This window comes from Rathayibacter sp. PhB1, assembly GCF_004362935.1.
Classification (GTDB): Bacteria; Actinomycetota; Actinomycetes; order Actinomycetales; family Microbacteriaceae; genus Rathayibacter; species Rathayibacter festucae.
The window spans coordinates 523,428-540,975 of sequence record NZ_SNYD01000004.1 but is presented as its reverse complement, the minus strand read 5'-3'; the positions used below and the strand labels follow the sequence as shown (position 1 = coordinate 540,975).

Here is a 17,548-nt window from a genome sequence, read left to right as displayed (position 1 = left end):
CCCGGGTCGCGATCGGGGCGTCAGCCCCGATCCGCTGCCCGGGTGCCGCCGGAAGCAGCCCGACGCTCAGGCGTCGAGCGTCCAGCCCGGACGCACCCAGTGGCAGGTGTAGCCGCCGGGGTGCTTCCGAAGGTAGTCCTGATGCTCCTCCTCCGCGTCCCAGAACTCGCCGGCCGGCTGGACCTCGGTGACGACCGGGCCCGGCCAGCGGCCGGAGGCGTCGATCTCGGCGATCGTCTCGCGGGCGACGCGCTCCTGCTCGGGCGAGAGGGCGACGATCACGGAGCGGTAGCCCGTGCCGATGTCGTTGCCCTGCCGGTTCCGGGTGGTCGGGTCGTGGGCCTGGAAGAAGAACTCGAGCAGGTCGCGGTACGAGGTCTGCTCGGGGTCGAACTCGATCTCCACCGCCTCGGCGTGGTCGCCGTGGTGGCGGTAGGTGGCGTTCGGGGTCGTCCCGCCGGAGTAGCCGGCGCGGGTCTCGAAGACGCCCGGCAGGTCCCGGATCAGCTCCTGCAGGCCCCAGAAGCAGCCGCCGGCGAGGATCGCGCGCTCCTCGGCCATCAGACGGCGACCGTCTCGGACAGCAGCGAGTGATCGCCGGAGCGGGTGGCCGGCGCGGAGGGCAGGCGGGTGGACCGGGCGCGGGCGCCGGCGTCGTGCGGGGGGATGAGCATGGGTTCTCCTTGTCCTCGTCCATTCCACCACCTGGGCGCGGTCCTCGGGGGACCGGCGCAGGACCTAGCCGAGCAGCGTGTAGGTCGAGGCGTCCAGGTACACGGTGCTGTCGGTGCAGACCTCGATCGCGGCGGGCGCGCGGACGGCGGCATCGGCCGCGTCGATCACCTCGGCGACGAGGAAGGTCGACGTCGCGGTCGGGCAGCCGAAGGCGCCGGGGGAGTGCCAGGCGACGCGGACATCCGCCTGCGCCGCCGGCGCGAGGGCGAGCAGGCCGTCCGGGTTCGGGCCGTCGGCGGAGGCGACCGCGCCAAGGCGGCCGCCGTCGGCCCCCGCGGCGTAGACCCCGGGGATGCCGGCGAGCGTGCAGGTCCGGTCGGTCGTGTTCGTGAAGATCAGGTCGAAGGCGCTGCTGCCCGCGCCGGACGCGTCGGGGTCGGCGCGGTACTCGAGCGAGAGGTCGCTCCCGACGCAGCGGACGGTCTCCGGCTCCGGCTCCGGCTCGGGCGCGGGTGCCGGGGGCCGGGTCGCGGTCGGCAGCGGTGCGGGAGGCTCCGGTGCCGCCGTCGGCGCGGCGGTCGGCTCCGCGGTCGGGACGATCGAGGCGGGTGCCGACGTCGTCGCGGTGGGCGAGGTCGTGGGCGCCACCGTGGCCGTCGCGCTCGGCCGCGGCAACGGCGAGGTGGAGGAGGCGCTGTCGGCGCGCCCCGCGCAGCCGGTGACGAGGAGGCCGACCGCGGCGAGGGTCAGGGCCGCCGCGGCACCGCGGCGCAGGAGGTCGCTCATGGGCCGAGTCTGCCACCGCGGGCCGCGATCGGCAGCCCCGGATCGGGGGCCCCGCACCGACGGCCCGCGATCAGCTCCCGGTGTCCGCCAGGCGCCGGGACGCGGTGCTCATGTGCGCCTCCATCGCCCGCGCGGCGGCGGACGGGTCGCGCGCCTCGATCGCCTCGAGCACGGCGCGGTGCTCGGTGAAGGCGTCGAGGGCCTGCTCGGGGCTGCTGAGCGCGCGCTCGACCCAGAGTCGCAGCAGCGAGCGGATGGTCTGCAGCAGATCGCGCAGCACCACGTTCTCGGCGCTGACCGCGATCTGCAGGTGGAAGCGCACGTCGGCCTCGACGAACGCCGCGATGTCGTCGAGGTGCGACTCCATCGCCGCCAGGTGCGCGCGCAGGCGCTCGAGTCCCTCCTCGTCGATCCGGAGCGCCGCCAGCATCGCGGCCTGCACCTCCAGGGTGCCGCGCACCTCGATCAGCTCGGCCGTGCGCCCCGCGGAGAGCATCAGCCCCCAGCTCAGCGTCGTCGGCAGCAGCTCGGAGGTGCTGTCGCGCAGGTAGGTGCCGGAGCCGGGCCGCACCGTCACGATGCCGAGGATCTCCAGCGCCGCGAGCGCCTCGCGCACCGCCGACCGGCCGACGCCGAGGCTCTCGGCGAGCTGGCGCTCCGGGGGGAGGCGCGAGCCGGGCACGAGATCGCCGCGGGTGAGCAGCGAGGTGAGCTGCTTGGCCACCTCGGCGACAGCGGTGCCGCGGGGCAGGACCTGCAGCTCCAGGCGCACGAGGGACGGATCGTCTTCGGGGTACGCCGGCATGGTCCGACCGTAGCAACCGCGCCGGCACCCCACCCGCAGCGACGCGACCGGAGAACCGGTTGACAACCGGCTACCCGGCACGGCATCCTCTAATTGGTCAACCGGTCAGCCAATTCCCCCGAAGGCGGCCCGAGCCACACCGCACCACCCAACACAGTCGTTGACACGGATCAGGAGATCGACGTGGACCTTCCCTCCCGCACAGGCGGAACCGCGACGGCGGACGCCGCCGTCGAGAAGAGCGCCATCAGGAAGGTGTCGATCCGGCTCGTGCCGTTCGTCGCCCTGATGTTCTTCATCAACTATCTCGACCGCACGGCCATCGGCTTCGCCGCGCCGAACGGCATGGAGGCCGACCTCGCCCTCTCTGCGGCCCAGTTCGGCTTCGCCTCGGGCGTCTTCTTCATCGGCTACATCCTGCTGGAGGTGCCGAGCAACCTCGCGCTGCACCGCTTCGGCGCTCGCCGCTGGCTCGCCCGCATCATGGTCAGCTGGGGCATCGTCGCGCTGCTCTTCACCTGGGTGCAGAACTTCGAGCAGCTCGTCGCGCTGCGCTTCCTGCTCGGTGTCGCCGAGGCGGGCTTCTTCCCGGGCGCGATCCTCTTCCTCAGCCTCTGGGTGCCGGCCAAGCACCGCTCGAAGATCCTCGCGCTCTTCTACCTGGCGCAGCCGCTCACCACGGTCATCGGTGCCCCGCTCGCGGGCCTGCTGATCGAGCAGGACGGCATCCTCGGCCTCGAGGGCTGGCGCTTCATGTTCCTCGGCGTCTCGCTGCCGGCGATCGTCATCGGCGTCATCGCCTGGTTCTACCTCAAGGACAAGCCCTCCGATGCGAAGTGGCTGACCCGCGAGGAGCAGGTCTGGCTCACCACCGCGCTGCAGCGCGAGGAGGACGTGAAGACCAAGGGCGTCACCACGCACCCCAAGATGTCGTCCGCCTTCAAGAGCGGCCGCGTCTGGATGCTGAGCTTCGTCTACTTCGGCTTCATCTACGGCCTCTACGCCCTCGCCTTCTTCCTGCCCACGATCATCGAGGGCTTCCAGGAGCAGTACGGCACCACCTTCGGCATCTTCGAGAAGGGCCTGATCACCGCGATCCCCTACGTGCCCGCGGCGATCGCCCTCTACCTCTGGTCGCGCGACGCCACCCGCCGCGGCGTCCGCACCTGGCACATCGTGATCCCCGCGATCGCCGGTGGCCTGTCCATCCCGCTCGCGCTCTTCGCCGGCTCCCCGGCGGCCACGATCGCCGTGATCACCGTCACCGCGATGGCGATCTTCTCGGCGCTGCCCAACTTCTGGACCTTCCCGACCCGGTTCCTCACCGGCGCGGCGGCCGCGGCGGGCATCGCGCTGATCAACACGGTCGGTAACCTGGCCGGCTTCTCGGCCCCGTACATCACGGGCGCCCTGAAGGACGCGACCGGCGGCTACGAGGTCCCGATGTTCATCGTCGGCTTCTTCCTGCTGCTCTCGGCCGTGCTGATGTCCCTGCTGGCGCGCCGCTACAAGGACGCACCGCTCGACGCCCCCAGCGTCGACGTGATCGCGCACTGAGCACCCCGCGCGATTTGCCGACCGTCCGACGCCCGACGCCCCTCCTCGAACAGGACCCCTGATGACCCGGCTCTACAACGACCCGTCCGACTTCGCCGACGAGATGATCGACGGCTTCGTCGCCGCGAACCGCCGCTTCGTGCGGCGGGTGCAGGGCGGCGTGGTGCGCTCGACCGTGAGCGCGCCCGGCTCGGTCGCCCTCGTGGTGGGCGGCGGCTCCGGCCACTACCCGGCGTTCGGCGGACTCGTCGGGCAGGGTCTCGCGCACGGCGCGGCGATGGGGAACCTCTTCGCCTCGCCGTCCGCGCAGCAGGTGCACGCGGTCGCCGCGGCGGCCGAGCACGGCGGCGGCGTACTGCTCAGCTACGGCAACTACGCGGGCGACGTGCTGAACTTCGACGCGGCCGAGCGGCGCCTGCGCGACGAGGGGATCGACGTCCGCACCGTGACGGTGACGGACGACGTCTCGAGCGCGAGCGTCGCCGAGAAGCACAAGCGCCGCGGAATCGCAGGGGATCTGACGGTCTTCAAGGTCGCGGGCGCCGCGGCGGAGGAGGGCGCATCGCTGGAGGAGGTCGAGCGCATCGCCCGCCTCGCCAACGAGCGCACCCGCTCCTTCGGCGTGGCCTTCTCCGGCTGCTCGCTGCCCGGGGCGTCCGAACCGCTGTTCACCGTGCCGGAGGGCCGGATGGCGGTCGGCATGGGCATCCACGGCGAGCCGGGGATCCGCGAGGACGACGTGCCGACGGCCGACGGTCTCGCCGAGCTGCTGGTCTCGTCCCTGCTCGCCGAGCTGCCCGACGGCGTCGACGCGGCCGAGGGCTCGCGCCTGGTCGTCGTGCTGAACGGGCTCGGCTCCGTGAAGTACGAGGAGCTGTTCGTCGTCTACGCCGGCGTCGAGCGGCGTCTGCGCGAGCGCGGGCTCGAGGTGCTCGAGCCCGAGGTCGGCGAGCTCGTCACCAGCTTCGACATGGCCGGCGTCTCGCTCACCTTCTTCTGGGTCGACGACGAGCTCGAGCGCCTCTGGGCCGCGCCGGCCGAGGCTCCCGCGTACCGCAAGGGCTCGGTCCGCCCCGCCGAGCAGGCCGCGGTGACGGAGCAGGAGACGGCCGCGGTCGTCATCGGCGAGGCGAGCGACGACTCCCGTGACGCCGCCCGCACCGTGCTCGCCGCCCTCGAGGCGACGCAGTCCACGATCGACGAGAACGCCGACGAGCTCGGCCGGATCGACGCGGTCGCCGGCGACGGCGATCACGGCATCGGCATGCAGCGCGGCGTGCACGCGGCGGTCGCCGCCGGCCGGGCCGCGCTCGAGGCCGGTGCCGGGGCGGGGACCGTGCTCGCCCATGCCGGCGACGCCTGGTCCGACCGGGCCGGCGGCACCTCCGGAGCGCTCTGGGGCGCCGCGCTCGCCGCGGTCGGCTCGGCGCTCGGCGACACCGCCGCACCCACGGCCGCCGCGGTGGTCGAGGGGGTCGACGGCGCCCGCGCCGCGATCCTCCGCTTCGGCGCGACGCCGGGGGACAAGACGATGGTCGACTCCCTCGTGCCCTTCGCCGACGTCCTCGCCGAGGCCGTCGCCACGGGCGAGGAGCTGCCCGCGGCCTGGACCCGGGCCGCCGAGGCCTGCGCCGCCGCCGCCGCCGCGACCGCGCAGCTGCTGCCGAGGATGGGCCGCGCCCGGCCGCACGCCGAGAAGAGCCTCGGCACCCCCGACGCGGGCGCGCACTCGCTCGGGCTGATCGTCACCGCGATCGGCGCGGTGCTGCGCTCGGGTGCCGCCGCCCCCGGCTCTGTCGGCAGCGGCGCGTAGCGTCGACACCGTCCCCGAATCCGCTTCCAGCAAGGAGAGAACACTCATGAGCGCACCCTTCCGCCTCGTCGTCGGCTCCGATGACGCCGGTCTCGACTACAAGGAGATCGTCAAGGCCGACCTGGAGAAGGACTCCCGCGTCGCGTCCGTCGTCGACGTCGGCGTGGACGCCTCGTCGCACACGCCCTACCCGAGCGTCGCCATCGCCGCCGCCGAGATGGTCGCCCGCGGCGAGGCCGACCGCGCGATCCTGATCTGCGGCACCGGGCTCGGTGTCGCGATCGCCGCCAACAAGGTGGCCGGCATCCGCGCCGTCACCGCGCACGACTCGTTCTCGGTCGAGCGCTCGATCCTCTCCAACGACGCGCAGGTGCTCTGCATGGGCCAGCGCGTCGTCGGCATCGAGCTGGCTCGCCGCCTCGCGAAGGAGTGGCTCGGCTACGAGTTCGACAGCTCCTCCGCCTCTGCGGAGAAGGTGCGCGTGATCGAGGCGTACGAGGCCGGCAACCCGGTCGCCGACGACGCCGCCACGGTCGGCTCGTGCTGAGCCGCGCCGCCGGGGACGCCCCGGCGTTCACCGTCGGCGTGAGCCTCAAGATGTACTTCGGTCACGCACGGACGCTCGAGTGGATGCGGCGCATCGCCGAGATCGCGCGGACGCACGAGGCGACCGCCTCCGGAGCCGTCGAGCTGTTCGTGGTGCCGACCTTCCCCGCGCTGGTGCCGGTCGGCGCCCTCGCGGCGGACGCCGGCGTCTCGCTCGGCGCCCAGGACCTGTTCTGGGAGGACGCGGGAGCGTTCACCGGCGAGGTCAGCGGTGCGGAGCTGCGCGAGGTCGGCTGCCGGCTGGTCGAGATCGGCCACGCCGAGCGGCGCGCGCTCTTCGGCGACGACGACGAGCGCGTGCGCGCGAAGGTCGCGGCGGCGTTCCGCAACGACCTCGTGCCGCTGCTCTGCGTCGGCGAGACGGAGCGCGGCTCCGTCGAGGACGCCGTCGAGCTCGTGCTCGCGCAGATCGGCTCCGCCCTCGCGGACGCGGACGAGGCCGGCGCCGTCGGCCCGATCCTCGCCGCCTACGAGCCCGTCTGGGCGATCGGCGCCCCCGAGCCGGCCGAGCCGGCCTTCATCGCCGGCGTCGTCACCGCACTCGAGGCGGCCCTCGCGGAGCTGCCCGGCCGCGTCGGCAGCCGCGTCATCTACGGCGGCAGCGCCGGACCCGGCCTGCTGACCGCGCTCGAGGGCCGCGTGCCCGGGCTGTTCCTCGGCCGCTTCGCGCACGACCCGGAGGCGGTCGGGGCGATCCTCGACGAGGCGCTCGCCCTCGTGCGCGCAGACTCGGAGGCCCGCCCGTGAGCCGCATCGGGCTGAGCAGCTACGCCTTCTTCTGGCGCTCCTCGGACCGCGTCCCCGAGCCGCTCGGCGTCGAGGACATGGTCCGCGAGACCGCCGCGCTCGGCGTCGACCTGCTGCAGCTCTGCGACGTGCCGGCGCTCGAGGAGTACTCGGACGAGCAGCTCGCGTCGCTGCGCGCGGTCGCGGACGCCGAGGGGGTCGCGCTCGAGCTCGGCACCCGCGGCACCGATCCCGCGCACCTGCGCCGCTGGCTCCGCCTGGCGCGCGCGCTCGACGTCGTGCTGCTGCGCAGCATGTGGACGTCGGGGGAGGACCGGCCGGACCGCGCGGAGACGCTGCGGCGCCTGCGCGAGATCGCGCCCGAGCTGGAGGAGGCCGGCGTCACGCTGGCCCTGGAGACCTACGAGCAGGTGAGCACGGCCGACCTCGTCGACGTGATCGCGACGCTCGATCACCCGCGGATCCGGATCTGCCTCGACCCGGCGAACACCGTCGCGAACCTCGAGCTGCCGGCGGACGTCACCGCCCGCTGCGCCCCGTACGTCGCGAACTGGCACGTGAAGGACTTCGACTTCAGCCGCAATCCCGGCTGGGTCGGCTTCGTGTACACCGGCACGGCGCTCGGCGACGGCCGTCTCGACTACGACGGCATGCTCGCGCTGCTCCGGCCGGCGGAGCGCGGCATCACCCAGATCATCGAGTTCTGGCTCCCCTGGCAGGACACCGTCCCCGCCGCGGAGCAGGCGCTCGTCACCACCCGGCTCGAAGCCGAGTGGACCCGCACCACCCTCGACCAGCTCAGGAGAAGGAACTCATGACCGACACCACCGCCACCACCGCCCCGGGCACCGCCGCCTCCGCCCTCACCGTCGCCGTCATCGGCGCCGGCGGCAAGATGGGCATGCGGGTCTCGAACAACCTGCAGAAGTCCGATTACAACGCCCTCTACAGCGAGGCCTCGCCCGCCGGCCAGGAGCGCACCCGCGAGGCCGACCGCGAGATCACCGCGACGCCCGACGCCGTGAAGGACGCCGACGTCGTCATCCTCGCCGTCCCGGACGTCGTGCTCGGCGCGGTCTCGGAGGATGTGATCCCGCAGATGAAGAGCGGCGCGATCATCCTCACCCTCGACCCGGCCGCCGCGTACGCGGGGCTGCTGGCGAAGCGCGAGGACATCCACTACGCCGTGGCGCACCCGTGCCACCCGTCGGTGTTCCTCGAGCGCACCACTCCGGAGGAGTGGGCCGACACGTTCGGCGGCATCGCCGCGCCGCAGGAGGTCGTCGCGGCCCTCGAGGATGCGGACGACGACGTGCGGGCCATCGCGGAGAAGGTCATCTCGACCATCTACGCGCCCGTCATCGCCGTGCACTGGGTGACCGTCAAGCAGCTCGCCGTGCTCGAGCCGACCCTGGTCGAGACCATCGCCTGCATGGTCGGCGAGTTCCTCAAGGAGGCGCTGGACGAGACCGTCAACGGCGTCGGCGTTCCCTACGAGGCCGCCCGCGCGATGCTCTACGGCCACACCTGGATCGCGCTGACCAACGGTCTGCGCGGCTCGAACCCGTTCTCCGAGGCGTGCCACATCGCCATGGGCTACGGCCGCGAGGCGCTCATCAAGGACGACTGGAAGAAGATCTTCGACGACTCCGAGCTCGACTCCGTCATCGCCAAGATGCTGAAGATCGACGCCGTCAAGCGCTGACCGGCGTTCGCGCGCACTTCATGCTGATCGAGTAGCCCGCGGAGCGGGCGTATCGAGATCCGCCGTCGGTCTCCTAGGAAAGATCACCTAGTACGTATGGGGACAGCCATGCTGATCGAGTAGCCCGCGGAGCGGGCGTATCGAGATCCACCACCGTCAGGACGCTGAGTCTGCAGACCCGCCCTGCTGGTGACGGTGGGTCTCGATACGCCCCTGCGGGGCTACTCGACCAGCATGACGCGGCGCAGCCGCGTCCTTTCCCTCACCACCGAGACGCGAAGCGGCTTCGCCGCTCGATACGCCGCTCTGCGGCTACTCGACCAGCATGGGCCGAGCGAGGCGTCCCCGGACGGTCGAGACAGCCCGCAGTAGCGGGACGTCTCGACCGTCCGGGGACGCCTCGGCGTCGCACTAGAGGCGGACGATCATCTTGCCGGTGTTGCCGCCGCGCATCATCGAGAGGAAGGCGTCGACCGCGTGGTCGATGCCGTCGACGACGGTCTCGTCGTAGGCGATGCTCCCCTCCTGGAACCACCCGCCCATCAGGCGGTTGAACTCCGGGGCGTGGTCGAGGTACGCCGCGAGCGTGAAGCCGCGCAGGGTCAGGGCGCGGGTGATGACGTTGGCCATGTTGTCGGGGCCGGCCGGCTTCTCGGTGCTGTTGTAGCCGGCGATCGCGCCGCAGAGCGCCGCGCGTCCGCCGTCGTTGAACGCGTCGAGCGCCGCCTCGAGGTGGTCGCCGCCGACGTTGTCGAAGTAGACGTCGATGCCCTCGGGTGCCGCGGCGGCGAGCTGCTCGCGGACGGGGCCGGCGTGGTAGTCGAACGCGGCGTCGTAGCCGTACTTCTCCGTCAGCAGCGCGACCTTCTCGGCTGAGCCGGCGGAGCCGATGACGCGCTTCGCGCCGAGCAGTCGGGCGATCTGGCCGGCGGCCGAGCCGACGGCTCCCGCGGCGCCGGAGACGAAGACGGTGTCGCCCTCCTTCAGCCCCGCGATGGTGGTGAGGCCGACGAAGGCGGTGAGGCCGGTCATGCCCAGGACACCGAGCCGCAGCGACAGCGGGGCGCCAGGGATCTCCGGGACGACGCGGAAGGCCGAGGTCTCGGCCTGCACGATGTCGCGCCAGCCGAGCTGGTGCAGCACGACGGCGCCGACCGGGAACTCCGGGTCGCTCGACACGGTGACGCGGCCGATCGCGCCGCCGGTCATCGTCTCGCCGAGTGCGTAGGGCGGGGTGTAGCTCTTGACATCGTTCATCCGCCCGCGCATGTACGGGTCGACGGAGAGGAAGGCGTTCTCGACGCGGATCTCGCCGGCTGCGGGCTCGCCGTACTCGACCTTCGCGGTGCGGAAGTCCTCGGCGACGGGCCAGCCGACGGGGCGGCGGACGAGCTGGATCTGGGTGCTGGTGACGGTGCTCATGGAGCCTTTCAGGGGGTCGTGGGGGATGGAGATCAGGAGGCGGCGAGGCCGATGCCGAGCGCGAGGACCGCGAGCAGTCCGGGCGCCATCTGGGTGAGGGCCGCGCGCCGCTTGCCGGGGGAGGAGAGCAGCAGCACGAGGGCTGCGGCGACCATCGATCCGGTGCCGGTGAAGACGAGGGCGGCGCCGACGGCCGTCGCTCCGGAGGCGAGGACGATCACGCCGACGATCGTCACGATCGCGAGGAACAGGTTGTAGAAGCCCTGGTTGAAGGCCAGCTCCTTCGTCGACTCGGCCTCTCCTGCGGTGGTGCCGAAGGTGGAGCGGGCGCGCGGGGTCGTCCAGAGCAGCGACTCCAGCACGAAGATGTAGACGTGCAGCAGCGCCGCGAGGGCGGCGAGAACGAGTCCGATGACGATCACGGCGTGGCCTCCTGATTGTGTATCGCTCGGTTCACTACCGAACGGGCTCACTCTATACTGGAACGACCGGTTCACAACAGTCCACCGGTTCCGGGTCGTCAGTAGAGGGAGTCGCCGTGGGACGCACGCAGAGCTTCGACACCGACCAGGTGGTCCGGTCGGCGCGCGCCGTCTTCTGGGACCGCGGCTTCGAGGAGGCGTCGCTGCCCGAGCTCGAGGCGGCGACCGGACTCGGCCGCTCCAGCCTGTACCACGCGTTCGGCAGCAAGCGCGGGCTCTTCGACGCGGCGGTGCAGAGCTACCTCGACGAGATCGTGCGGCCTCGGCTGGAGCCGCTGACGCGCGACGAGGTCTCGCCGACGGCCCTCGAGGACTACTTCTCGGGGCTGCGGGACGCGCTCGCCGATCCGCGGACCGTGTCGGCGCAGAGCGGGTGCCTCCTGCTCAACGCGGCGGGGGCGCCGATCGCGCGCGACGACGCGGTGCGCGAGGTGATCGCGGAGTACCGGGCGGAGCTGCAGCGGGCGATGCTCGCGGGGGCGGCGGCGCGGTGGCCGCGGGAGTCCGCCGAGTGGCGGGGGCGGCAGGCGGGGGTGCTGGTGTCGCTGCTGGTGACCTCGCTGGTGCTGGCGCGGGTCGATCCGGGGCAGGCGGTGGCGACGGCGGAAGCGGCGCTGGGGCTGGTGCGGGGGGACTGACGGCTCCCGGGTGGTGACTGCTGGCGTGCTCGTCGCTTCGCGACGTCGCGCTCGGCGCGGCCGGGGTGGACGCGGTGCCTCGTCGCGGCTCCTTCCCGCGCGCCTGCGGCGCGCCCGCCAGACCCGAGCCAGGAGCCGCGACGAGGCACCGCGACCACCCCTCCGGTCGGAGGAGGTGGCGGCACGGTGGGCTGGTATCGGAGAGCGGGCGGACGTTCGGCTCGTGGGGCCGCGTTCGGCTCGGGGGAACCGGCCGTTCCGACGTGCCGAGGGGTGTTCTGTGTGCCGGAGGTACCCGGTGGGAACCTTCGGCTCGTGGATCGAGGGTCGGCTCGGGGAATCCGGGGGTTTCGGCGTGCCGAGGGTCGGTTCGCGTGCCGGAGGTGGCGGGCGGGACGGTTCGGCTCGCGGGATGACGTTCGGCTCGCGGAAGCGGGCCGTCTCGGCGTGCCCGGGAGGGTTTCGCGTGCCGGAGGTGGCGGGGCGGTGGGTTCGGCTCGTGAAAGCGTGTCCGGCTCGCGGAATCCGGGGGTTTCAGCGTGCTCGGGGCGGTTTCGCGTGCCGGAGGTGGGGCACGGGCCGCGGGTACCGAGAAGGGCCGGCGGAGGAGTCCCCGCCGGCCCTTCAGGAGGGGGGGCGTCAGTCGGTGCCGGCGTCGAAGGCGGCGCCCTCGGAGGCGAGGTCGGTGGCGCGGCCGAGCGCGTCGGCGGCGGCGGAGCCGTTGCCCTCGGTGATCGCCTCGGACTCGCCGATCTCGAGGTGGCCGACCAGCTCGGCGGTCGAGCCGCCGACCAGGCCAGCGGCGGCGTACTGCTCGAGGCGCGAGCGGGAGTCCGCGATGTCGAGGTTGCGCATGGTCAGCTGGCCGATGCGGTCCTCGGGGCCGAAGGCGGCGTCGCCGACGCGCTCCATCGACAGCTTGTCGGGGTGGTAGCTCAGCGCGGGGCCGGTGGTGTCGAGGATCGTGTAGTCGTCGCCGCGGCGCAGGCGCACGGTGACCTCGCCGGAGACGGCGGAGCCGACCCAGCGCTGGATGGACTCGCGCAGCATCAGCGACTGCGGGTCGAGCCAGCGGCCCTCGTACATCAGACGGCCGAGGCGGCGGCCCTCGGAGTGGTACTGCGCGATGGTGTCCTCGTTGTGGATCGCGTTGAGCAGGCGCTCGTAGGTCAGGTGCAGCAGCGCCATGCCGGGCGCCTCGTAGATGCCGCGGCTCTTCGCCTCGATGATGCGGTTCTCGATCTGGTCGGAGTTGCCCAGGCCGTGGCGGCCGCCGATCGCGTTCGCCTCGAGGACGAGGGCGACCGGGTCGGAGTACTCGACGCCGTTGAGCGCGACCGGACGGCCGGCCTCGAAGCGGACGCTGACCGTCTCGGCGGCGATCTCGACGTCCTCGCGCCAGGCGGCGACGCCCATGATCGGCTCGACCAGCTCCATGCCGCTGGAGAGCTCCTCGAGGCGCTTGGCCTCGTGGGTGGCGCCCCAGATGTTCGCGTCGGTGCTGTAGGCCTTCTCGGTGGCGTCGCGGTAGGGGAAGCCGCGGGCGACGAGCCACTCCGACATCTCGGTGCGGCCGCCGAGCTCGTTGACGAACTGGACGTCGAGCCAGGGCTTGTAGATGCGCAGGCGCGGGTTGGCGAGCAGGCCGTAGCGGTAGAACCGCTCGATGTCGTTGCCCTTGTAGGTGGAGCCGTCGCCCCAGATGTCGACGCCGTCCTCGCGCATGGCGCGGACGAGCAGGGTGCCGGTGACGGCGCGGCCCAGGGGAGTGGTGTTGAAGTAGGTCTTGCCGCCGGAGCGGATGTGGAAGGCGCCGCACTGCAGCGCGACGAGCCCCTCCTCGACGAGGGCGCTCTTCGCGTCGACGAGGCGCGAGATCTCGGCGCCGTACTGCGCGGCGCGCGCGGGCACGCTGTCGATGTCGGGCTCGTCGGCCTGGCCGATGTCGGCGGTGTAGGTGCAGGGCACCGCGCCCTTCTCGCGCATCCAGGCGACCGCGACCGATGTGTCGAGCCCTCCCGAGAATGCGATTCCGACGCGCTCGCCCACGGGCAGACTGTTCAAGACCTTCGACATGGCTCCGATTTTAGGAGACTCGCGGGGATGCTCGTGACGCGGGCGGCCGCGGGAGCGCCGGGCGGCGCCGCAGCACCACCGCGATGTCGGGCCGGCGTCTCGGCCTTCTCCGCGAGCACATCACCGTGGGTGACCACGAGACGAGCCTCGACGGGGTCCCTCCGGTCGCGCCGAGAGGGCGCACAGCCCTGATGAGGAGCACTTCTGCCTCCGCGACGGGGAAGCCTGCGAGCCCCGACGAGAGGAGCCTCCGCCGATCTGGAGCACACTCCGCCGGACGTCCGGCGATCTGATCCGAGCGCCTCCGAGCACCGTGGCAAGGGAGGAGTGGGGCTGCTGCGATCCGACCTGGAACCGATACCGTGCGAGCGGGATCGTCGCGCCCGTGCGACGGCCGTGAGAGGGGAATCACATGCTCCGACAGTCCAGCCGCCGAGTACGCCTGACATCCATCGGAATCGCCGCCATGACTTTCGCCACCGCACTGACGGTCGGTGCCGCCGTGCCGGCACAAGCAGACGTGGCGTACGGGACGCTGCAGGGAACGGTGAGCGGCGACGGAGCCGGTCCGGTCGCCGGCGCGAACGTGATCCCCATCAGCGAAGAGGGGTACCAGGTCGGGGACGGTGCGACGAGCGACGCGCAGGGCCACTACTCCGTGCGCGTCGAGACCGGCACCTACCAGTTGGCGATCCAAGCGCCGAGAGGGACTCAGTGGGCGTCGCAGATGTGGGACGGGGTCCTCACCACCGCGGAAGCGACCGAGGTCGACATCACTGCCGGTACCGTCGCGACGGCCGACGCGACTCTGATCCTCGGCTCGACCGTCTCCGGCCGGGTCACCTGTGACGGCGTCCCGACCGGGGGGATCACCGTCGTCGCGGTGAATCGCATCAACCTCTTGCTGGGGCGTTCCGAGGTGACGGAGCCGGACGGCACCTACGCGATCACCGGCGTCATCCCGGGCGACGTCGAGATCTCGTTCCAGCCCTTCCCCGCCGATTGCATCGGGGAGTTCTGGAAGGACGTCCCCCTCGAAGGGACTCCCACGCCTCTCCTCGTGACCGCAGGAGAGGACCGCACCGGCATCGACGGTGAGCTCTCGAGCACCGAGGCACCCCAGCCCGCCGTCCCGGCGAAGGTCGCCGCGGTCCTCAAGCGCCTGGGCATCGACGCGACCGACCCGCGCATCGCCGCCGCCTGCACGACCACGACCGACTCCGCCCTGCAGCGCAGGATCGAGCGCCTCGGCGCGAACGTGTCGCTGTCCACCATCCGCCAGGTGCGCGCAGCGCTCTGCTGACCCCGCACCGGCCGACCATCTCGATGAGACGGATGACCAGCCGCTGAGAGAAGCGGTCGTCGGCGAACGCCGGCGGCCGCTTCTCCTCGTTCCGAGCACGAACACACAGCGCGAGCGCAGCGCCGCGCTCGTCCGGCCACGAAGACCGGTGGCGTCCGCGACGCACCGCTCGTGGGCCTGCGCGGAAACGCTCCGGTCGCCGCGCAGGAATCGGCTGAGCAGCGCGGACGCGCGGGGCGCGTCGAGCCCGCCGTCCCCAGCAGGGAGGGTCTGCAGGCCGTCCATCGGCGCTGGTGGATCTCGATACGCCCGCGGCGCGGGCTACTCGATCAGCATGCAGGTCCCCATGCGGGCCGGGGTCTGCAGGCGCGCACCTGGGCGCTGGTGGATCTACTGGGAGGAGACGCCCGCAGACATGCCGGTCGAGTAGCCCCGGAGTGGCGTATCGAGACCCACCACCGCAGGGACGTCGGGCCTCAGCAGGGCGGGTCTGCTGGCTCGTCGTCGGGCGCTGGTGGATCTCGATGCGCCCGCTGTGCGGGCTACTCGATCAGCACGGGCCGCGGGGCGCCGCCGCGCAGGCCGACCGCGGGCAGGAGCACGTTGTCGACGAGGGAGATCAGGTAGTCGCGGTCGACGGGCTCGCGCATCAGCAGCACGCGGTAGGAGACCATCGAGGGGGTCAGCACCGCGAGCATGTCGACGTCGACGTCGGCCGGGATCTCGCCGCGGTCGATGGCGCGGCGCAGGAGCGTGCGGTTGGCGCGGGCGCGCGGCTCGACGATGGCCTGGCGGACGGCGTCGGCGAGCTCGGGCGCCTTGGAGATCATCGCGACGACGCCCGACATGATCCGGAGCTTGCGCTCGGCGTCCTCGATCGCGCGCGGGCGGATCAGGGCGACCAGATCGCCGCGCAGGGTGCCGGTGTCGGGGAGCGCGTCCTGGTCGAGGTCGGCGCCCTTCAGGCAGGCGACGGCCTCGAGCACGAGCTCGGCCTTCGACTCCCAGCGGCGGTAGAGCGTGGCCTTGCCGGCCTTCGCGCGGGCGGCGACCATGTCGATCGTCATGCCGTCGTAGCCGGTCTCGGCGAGCACGTCGAGGGCGGCGGTGAGGATCTCGCCGTCGCGGTTGGGGTCGCGGCGGCGCCCGGGACGCGCGGGAGCATCGCAGGTCGTAGCGGCGGGGGGAGTGGGCGGCGTCATCGCTGCTTCTCCAATCGGTTCGGGAGGGCCGCGCGAACGGCCCGTGTGAACACCATGCTAATTGAAGAACTCCGCAGTTCCGAAACTAGCGAGTCTCGTATATCGTCTCCTCCATGTCGCAGACCACATCACTGCCGGACTCCGCCGCCCCCGCGGTTCCGGCCCCGTCCTCCCGCCGCTGGTGGACGCTCGTCGCCGTCGGGCTCGCCCAGCTCATGGTCGTGCTCGACTCCACCGTCGTGAACATCGCCCTCCCCGCCGCCCAGGCCGACCTCGGCTTCTCGGACGGCGACCGCCAGTGGGTCGTCACGGCCTACTCGCTCGCGTTCGGCAGCCTCCTGCTGCTCGGCGGGCGCCTCTCCGACCTGATCGGCCGCAAGCGCACCTTCATCATCGGCCTGATCGGCTTCGCCATCGCCTCCGCGCTCGGCGGCGCCGCCCCGAACTTCGAGCTGCTCATCGCGGCCCGCGCCCTGCAGGGCGTGTTCGGCGCTCTCCTCGCGCCGACCGCCCTCGCCGTGCTCACCACCACCTTCACCGTCCCGAAGGAGCGGGCGCGCGCATTCGGCGTCTTCGGCGCGATCGCCGGGGCCGGCGGCGCGGTCGGCCTCCTCCTCGGCGGCGTGCTGACCGAGAGCTTCGACTGGCGCTGGAACCTCTACATCAACGTCGTGATCGCGGTCGTCGCGGTCATCGGCGCCATCGTCTTCGTGCCGACGATCGACCGGGTCGGCCCGCGCCCGCGGCTCGACGTGCCCGGGACGATCCTCGTCTCGGCCGCCCTCTTCGGCCTGGTCTTCGGCTTCGCCAACGCGGAGACCGACGGCTGGGACTCGCCGATGACCTGGGTGCCGCTCGCCGCGGCCGTCGTGCTCCTGGTCGGCTTCGTGCTCCGCCAGCGCAGCACCGAGCACCCGCTGCTGCCGCTGCAGATCGTGCTCGACCGCGACCGCGGCGCCGCGTACCTCTCAGTGCTGATCGCCGGCGCGGGGATGTTCGGGATCTTCCTCTTCGTCACCTACTACCTGCAGGTCTCGCTCGGCTACTCGCCGATCCAGACGGGGCTGTCGTTCCTGCCGATGATCGGGATGCTCGTGCTCGCCGCGCAGCTGTCGACCAACCTGCTCCTGACGCGCTTCGGGCCGAAGATCATGGTGACCTTCGGCATGCTGCTCGGCGTTGTCGGCATGCTCCTGCTCACCCGCCTCGACCTCGACAGCGGCTACGCGGCCGACGTGCTGCCAGCGCTGATGGTGCTCGGCTTCGCGATGGGCTCGATCATGCCCGGCTCGATGCAGACCGCCACCCGCGGAGTCGACATGCGCTTCGCCGGCGTCGCCTCGGCGATGGTCAACACCAGCCAGCAGGTCGGCGGCTCGATCGGCACCGCGCTGCTCAACACGCTCGCGGCGACCGCGGTGACCGACTACCTCCTCACGCACACCCCGACCACGGCGGCGACGGCGGCGGAGGCGGCGGTGCAGAGCTACGCGGTCGCCTACGGCTGGGGCGCGGGCTTCTTCGCCCTCGGCGCGGTGCTCTCGGTGCTGCTGTTCCGTCGCCGCTCGGCGGGCCTCGCGGTCTCGACCGGAGCCTCCGCGGAGCCGGTGCTCGCGCACTGACCGGCGGACTTCGGTCCGATCGGCGCACTCGTACGGCCGGGACTCCCGCATCAGCGTGGGCCCCGGCCGTTCGCCGTTCCCCGGACGTGTCGGCGTGTTGCGCCGCGGG

16 protein-coding genes are annotated in these 17,548 nt (G+C 72.4%); 9 read left to right on the top strand and 7 right to left on the bottom strand.

Annotated elements, in window-relative coordinates; all coding sequences use genetic code 11:
• Positions 1–66: 66 nt before the first annotated feature.
• The 3 genes from msrA to EDF17_RS12930 form a co-directional block, all read right to left on the bottom strand.
• Positions 67–561: a peptide-methionine (S)-S-oxide reductase MsrA gene (msrA, locus tag EDF17_RS12940; protein WP_123446063.1), complete on the bottom strand. Its 495-nt coding sequence runs from the start codon at positions 559–561 to the stop codon at positions 67–69.
• 177 nt (positions 562–738) lie between these two features.
• A complete protein-coding gene (locus EDF17_RS12935) occupies positions 739–1,461 on the bottom strand; it encodes a DUF4232 domain-containing protein (protein ID WP_123446064.1) in 723 nt (240 codons plus the stop codon).
• A 70-nt stretch (positions 1,462–1,531) separates the two neighbouring features.
• Complete coding sequence (locus EDF17_RS12930; RefSeq protein ID WP_123446065.1) at positions 1,532–2,266, bottom strand: FadR/GntR family transcriptional regulator; 735 nt, start codon at positions 2,264–2,266, stop codon at positions 1,532–1,534.
• A gap of 288 nt (positions 2,267–2,554) precedes the next feature.
• On the opposite strand from EDF17_RS12930, the gene EDF17_RS12925 reads away from it, so the two are divergent.
• The 6 genes from EDF17_RS12925 (at position 2,555) to EDF17_RS12900 (ending at position 8,694) form a co-directional block, all read left to right on the top strand.
• Positions 2,555–3,823: an MFS transporter gene (locus EDF17_RS12925; protein ID WP_221181810.1), complete on the top strand. Its 1,269-nt coding sequence runs from the start codon at positions 2,555–2,557 to the stop codon at positions 3,821–3,823.
• A 61-nt stretch (positions 3,824–3,884) separates the two neighbouring features.
• Positions 3,885–5,636, top strand: a complete 1,752-nt coding sequence (locus EDF17_RS12920) for a dihydroxyacetone kinase family protein (RefSeq protein ID WP_123446067.1) — start codon at positions 3,885–3,887, stop codon at positions 5,634–5,636.
• Positions 5,637–5,682: 46 nt separating this feature from the next.
• Positions 5,683–6,183, top strand: a complete 501-nt coding sequence (locus tag EDF17_RS12915) for a ribose-5-phosphate isomerase (protein WP_123446068.1) — start codon at positions 5,683–5,685, stop codon at positions 6,181–6,183.
• Positions 6,177–6,989: a triose-phosphate isomerase family protein gene (locus EDF17_RS12910; RefSeq protein WP_243732884.1), complete on the top strand. Its 813-nt coding sequence runs from the start codon at positions 6,177–6,179 to the stop codon at positions 6,987–6,989. Before EDF17_RS12915 ends, EDF17_RS12910 begins: the two co-directional genes overlap by 7 nt.
• On the top strand, positions 6,986–7,807 hold the full coding sequence (locus tag EDF17_RS12905) for a sugar phosphate isomerase/epimerase family protein (RefSeq protein ID WP_243732883.1): 822 nt from the start codon (positions 6,986–6,988) through the stop codon (positions 7,805–7,807). Before EDF17_RS12910 ends, EDF17_RS12905 begins: the two co-directional genes overlap by 4 nt.
• Positions 7,804–8,694: a phosphogluconate dehydrogenase C-terminal domain-containing protein gene (locus EDF17_RS12900; RefSeq protein ID WP_123446069.1), complete on the top strand. Its 891-nt coding sequence runs from the start codon at positions 7,804–7,806 to the stop codon at positions 8,692–8,694. Before EDF17_RS12905 ends, EDF17_RS12900 begins: the two co-directional genes overlap by 4 nt.
• Positions 8,695–9,105: 411 nt before the next feature.
• Here the strand turns inward: EDF17_RS12900 and EDF17_RS12895 are convergent, their stop codons facing one another.
• The gene (locus EDF17_RS12895) at positions 9,106–10,116 is read right to left on the bottom strand and encodes an NADP-dependent oxidoreductase (RefSeq protein ID WP_123446071.1); all 1,011 of its coding nucleotides are present in this window, start codon (positions 10,114–10,116) and stop codon (positions 9,106–9,108) included.
• A 32-nt stretch (positions 10,117–10,148) separates the two neighbouring features.
• Complete coding sequence (locus EDF17_RS12890; protein ID WP_123446072.1) at positions 10,149–10,538, bottom strand: DUF1304 domain-containing protein; 390 nt, start codon at positions 10,536–10,538, stop codon at positions 10,149–10,151.
• A 116-nt stretch (positions 10,539–10,654) separates the two neighbouring features.
• Here EDF17_RS12890 and EDF17_RS12885 point away from each other — a divergent pair, with 116 nt between their 5' ends.
• Positions 10,655–11,236, top strand: coding sequence for a TetR/AcrR family transcriptional regulator (locus tag EDF17_RS12885; protein WP_123446073.1), 582 nt, complete (start codon positions 10,655–10,657; stop codon positions 11,234–11,236).
• 639 nt (positions 11,237–11,875) lie between these two features.
• On the opposite strand, the gene argG is transcribed toward EDF17_RS12885, so the two are convergent.
• The gene (gene argG, locus EDF17_RS12880; protein WP_123446074.1) at positions 11,876–13,312 is read right to left on the bottom strand and encodes an argininosuccinate synthase; all 1,437 of its coding nucleotides are present in this window, start codon (positions 13,310–13,312) and stop codon (positions 11,876–11,878) included.
• A gap of 466 nt (positions 13,313–13,778) precedes the next feature.
• Between argG and EDF17_RS12875 the strand changes: the two genes are divergently transcribed.
• Complete coding sequence (locus EDF17_RS12875) at positions 13,779–14,615, top strand: carboxypeptidase-like regulatory domain-containing protein (protein WP_166649672.1); 837 nt, start codon at positions 13,779–13,781, stop codon at positions 14,613–14,615.
• Positions 14,616–15,157: 542 nt separating this feature from the next.
• Here the strand turns inward: EDF17_RS12875 and EDF17_RS12870 are convergent.
• A complete protein-coding gene (locus tag EDF17_RS12870; RefSeq protein WP_123446076.1) occupies positions 15,158–15,817 on the bottom strand; it encodes a TetR/AcrR family transcriptional regulator in 660 nt (219 codons plus the stop codon).
• A gap of 113 nt (positions 15,818–15,930) precedes the next feature.
• On the opposite strand from EDF17_RS12870, the gene EDF17_RS12865 reads away from it, so the two are divergent.
• Positions 15,931–17,439 (top strand): MFS transporter, encoded by a 1,509-nt coding sequence (locus tag EDF17_RS12865; protein WP_123446077.1) that lies wholly within the window; start codon positions 15,931–15,933, stop codon positions 17,437–17,439.
• The last annotated feature ends 109 nt before the right edge of the window (positions 17,440–17,548 follow it).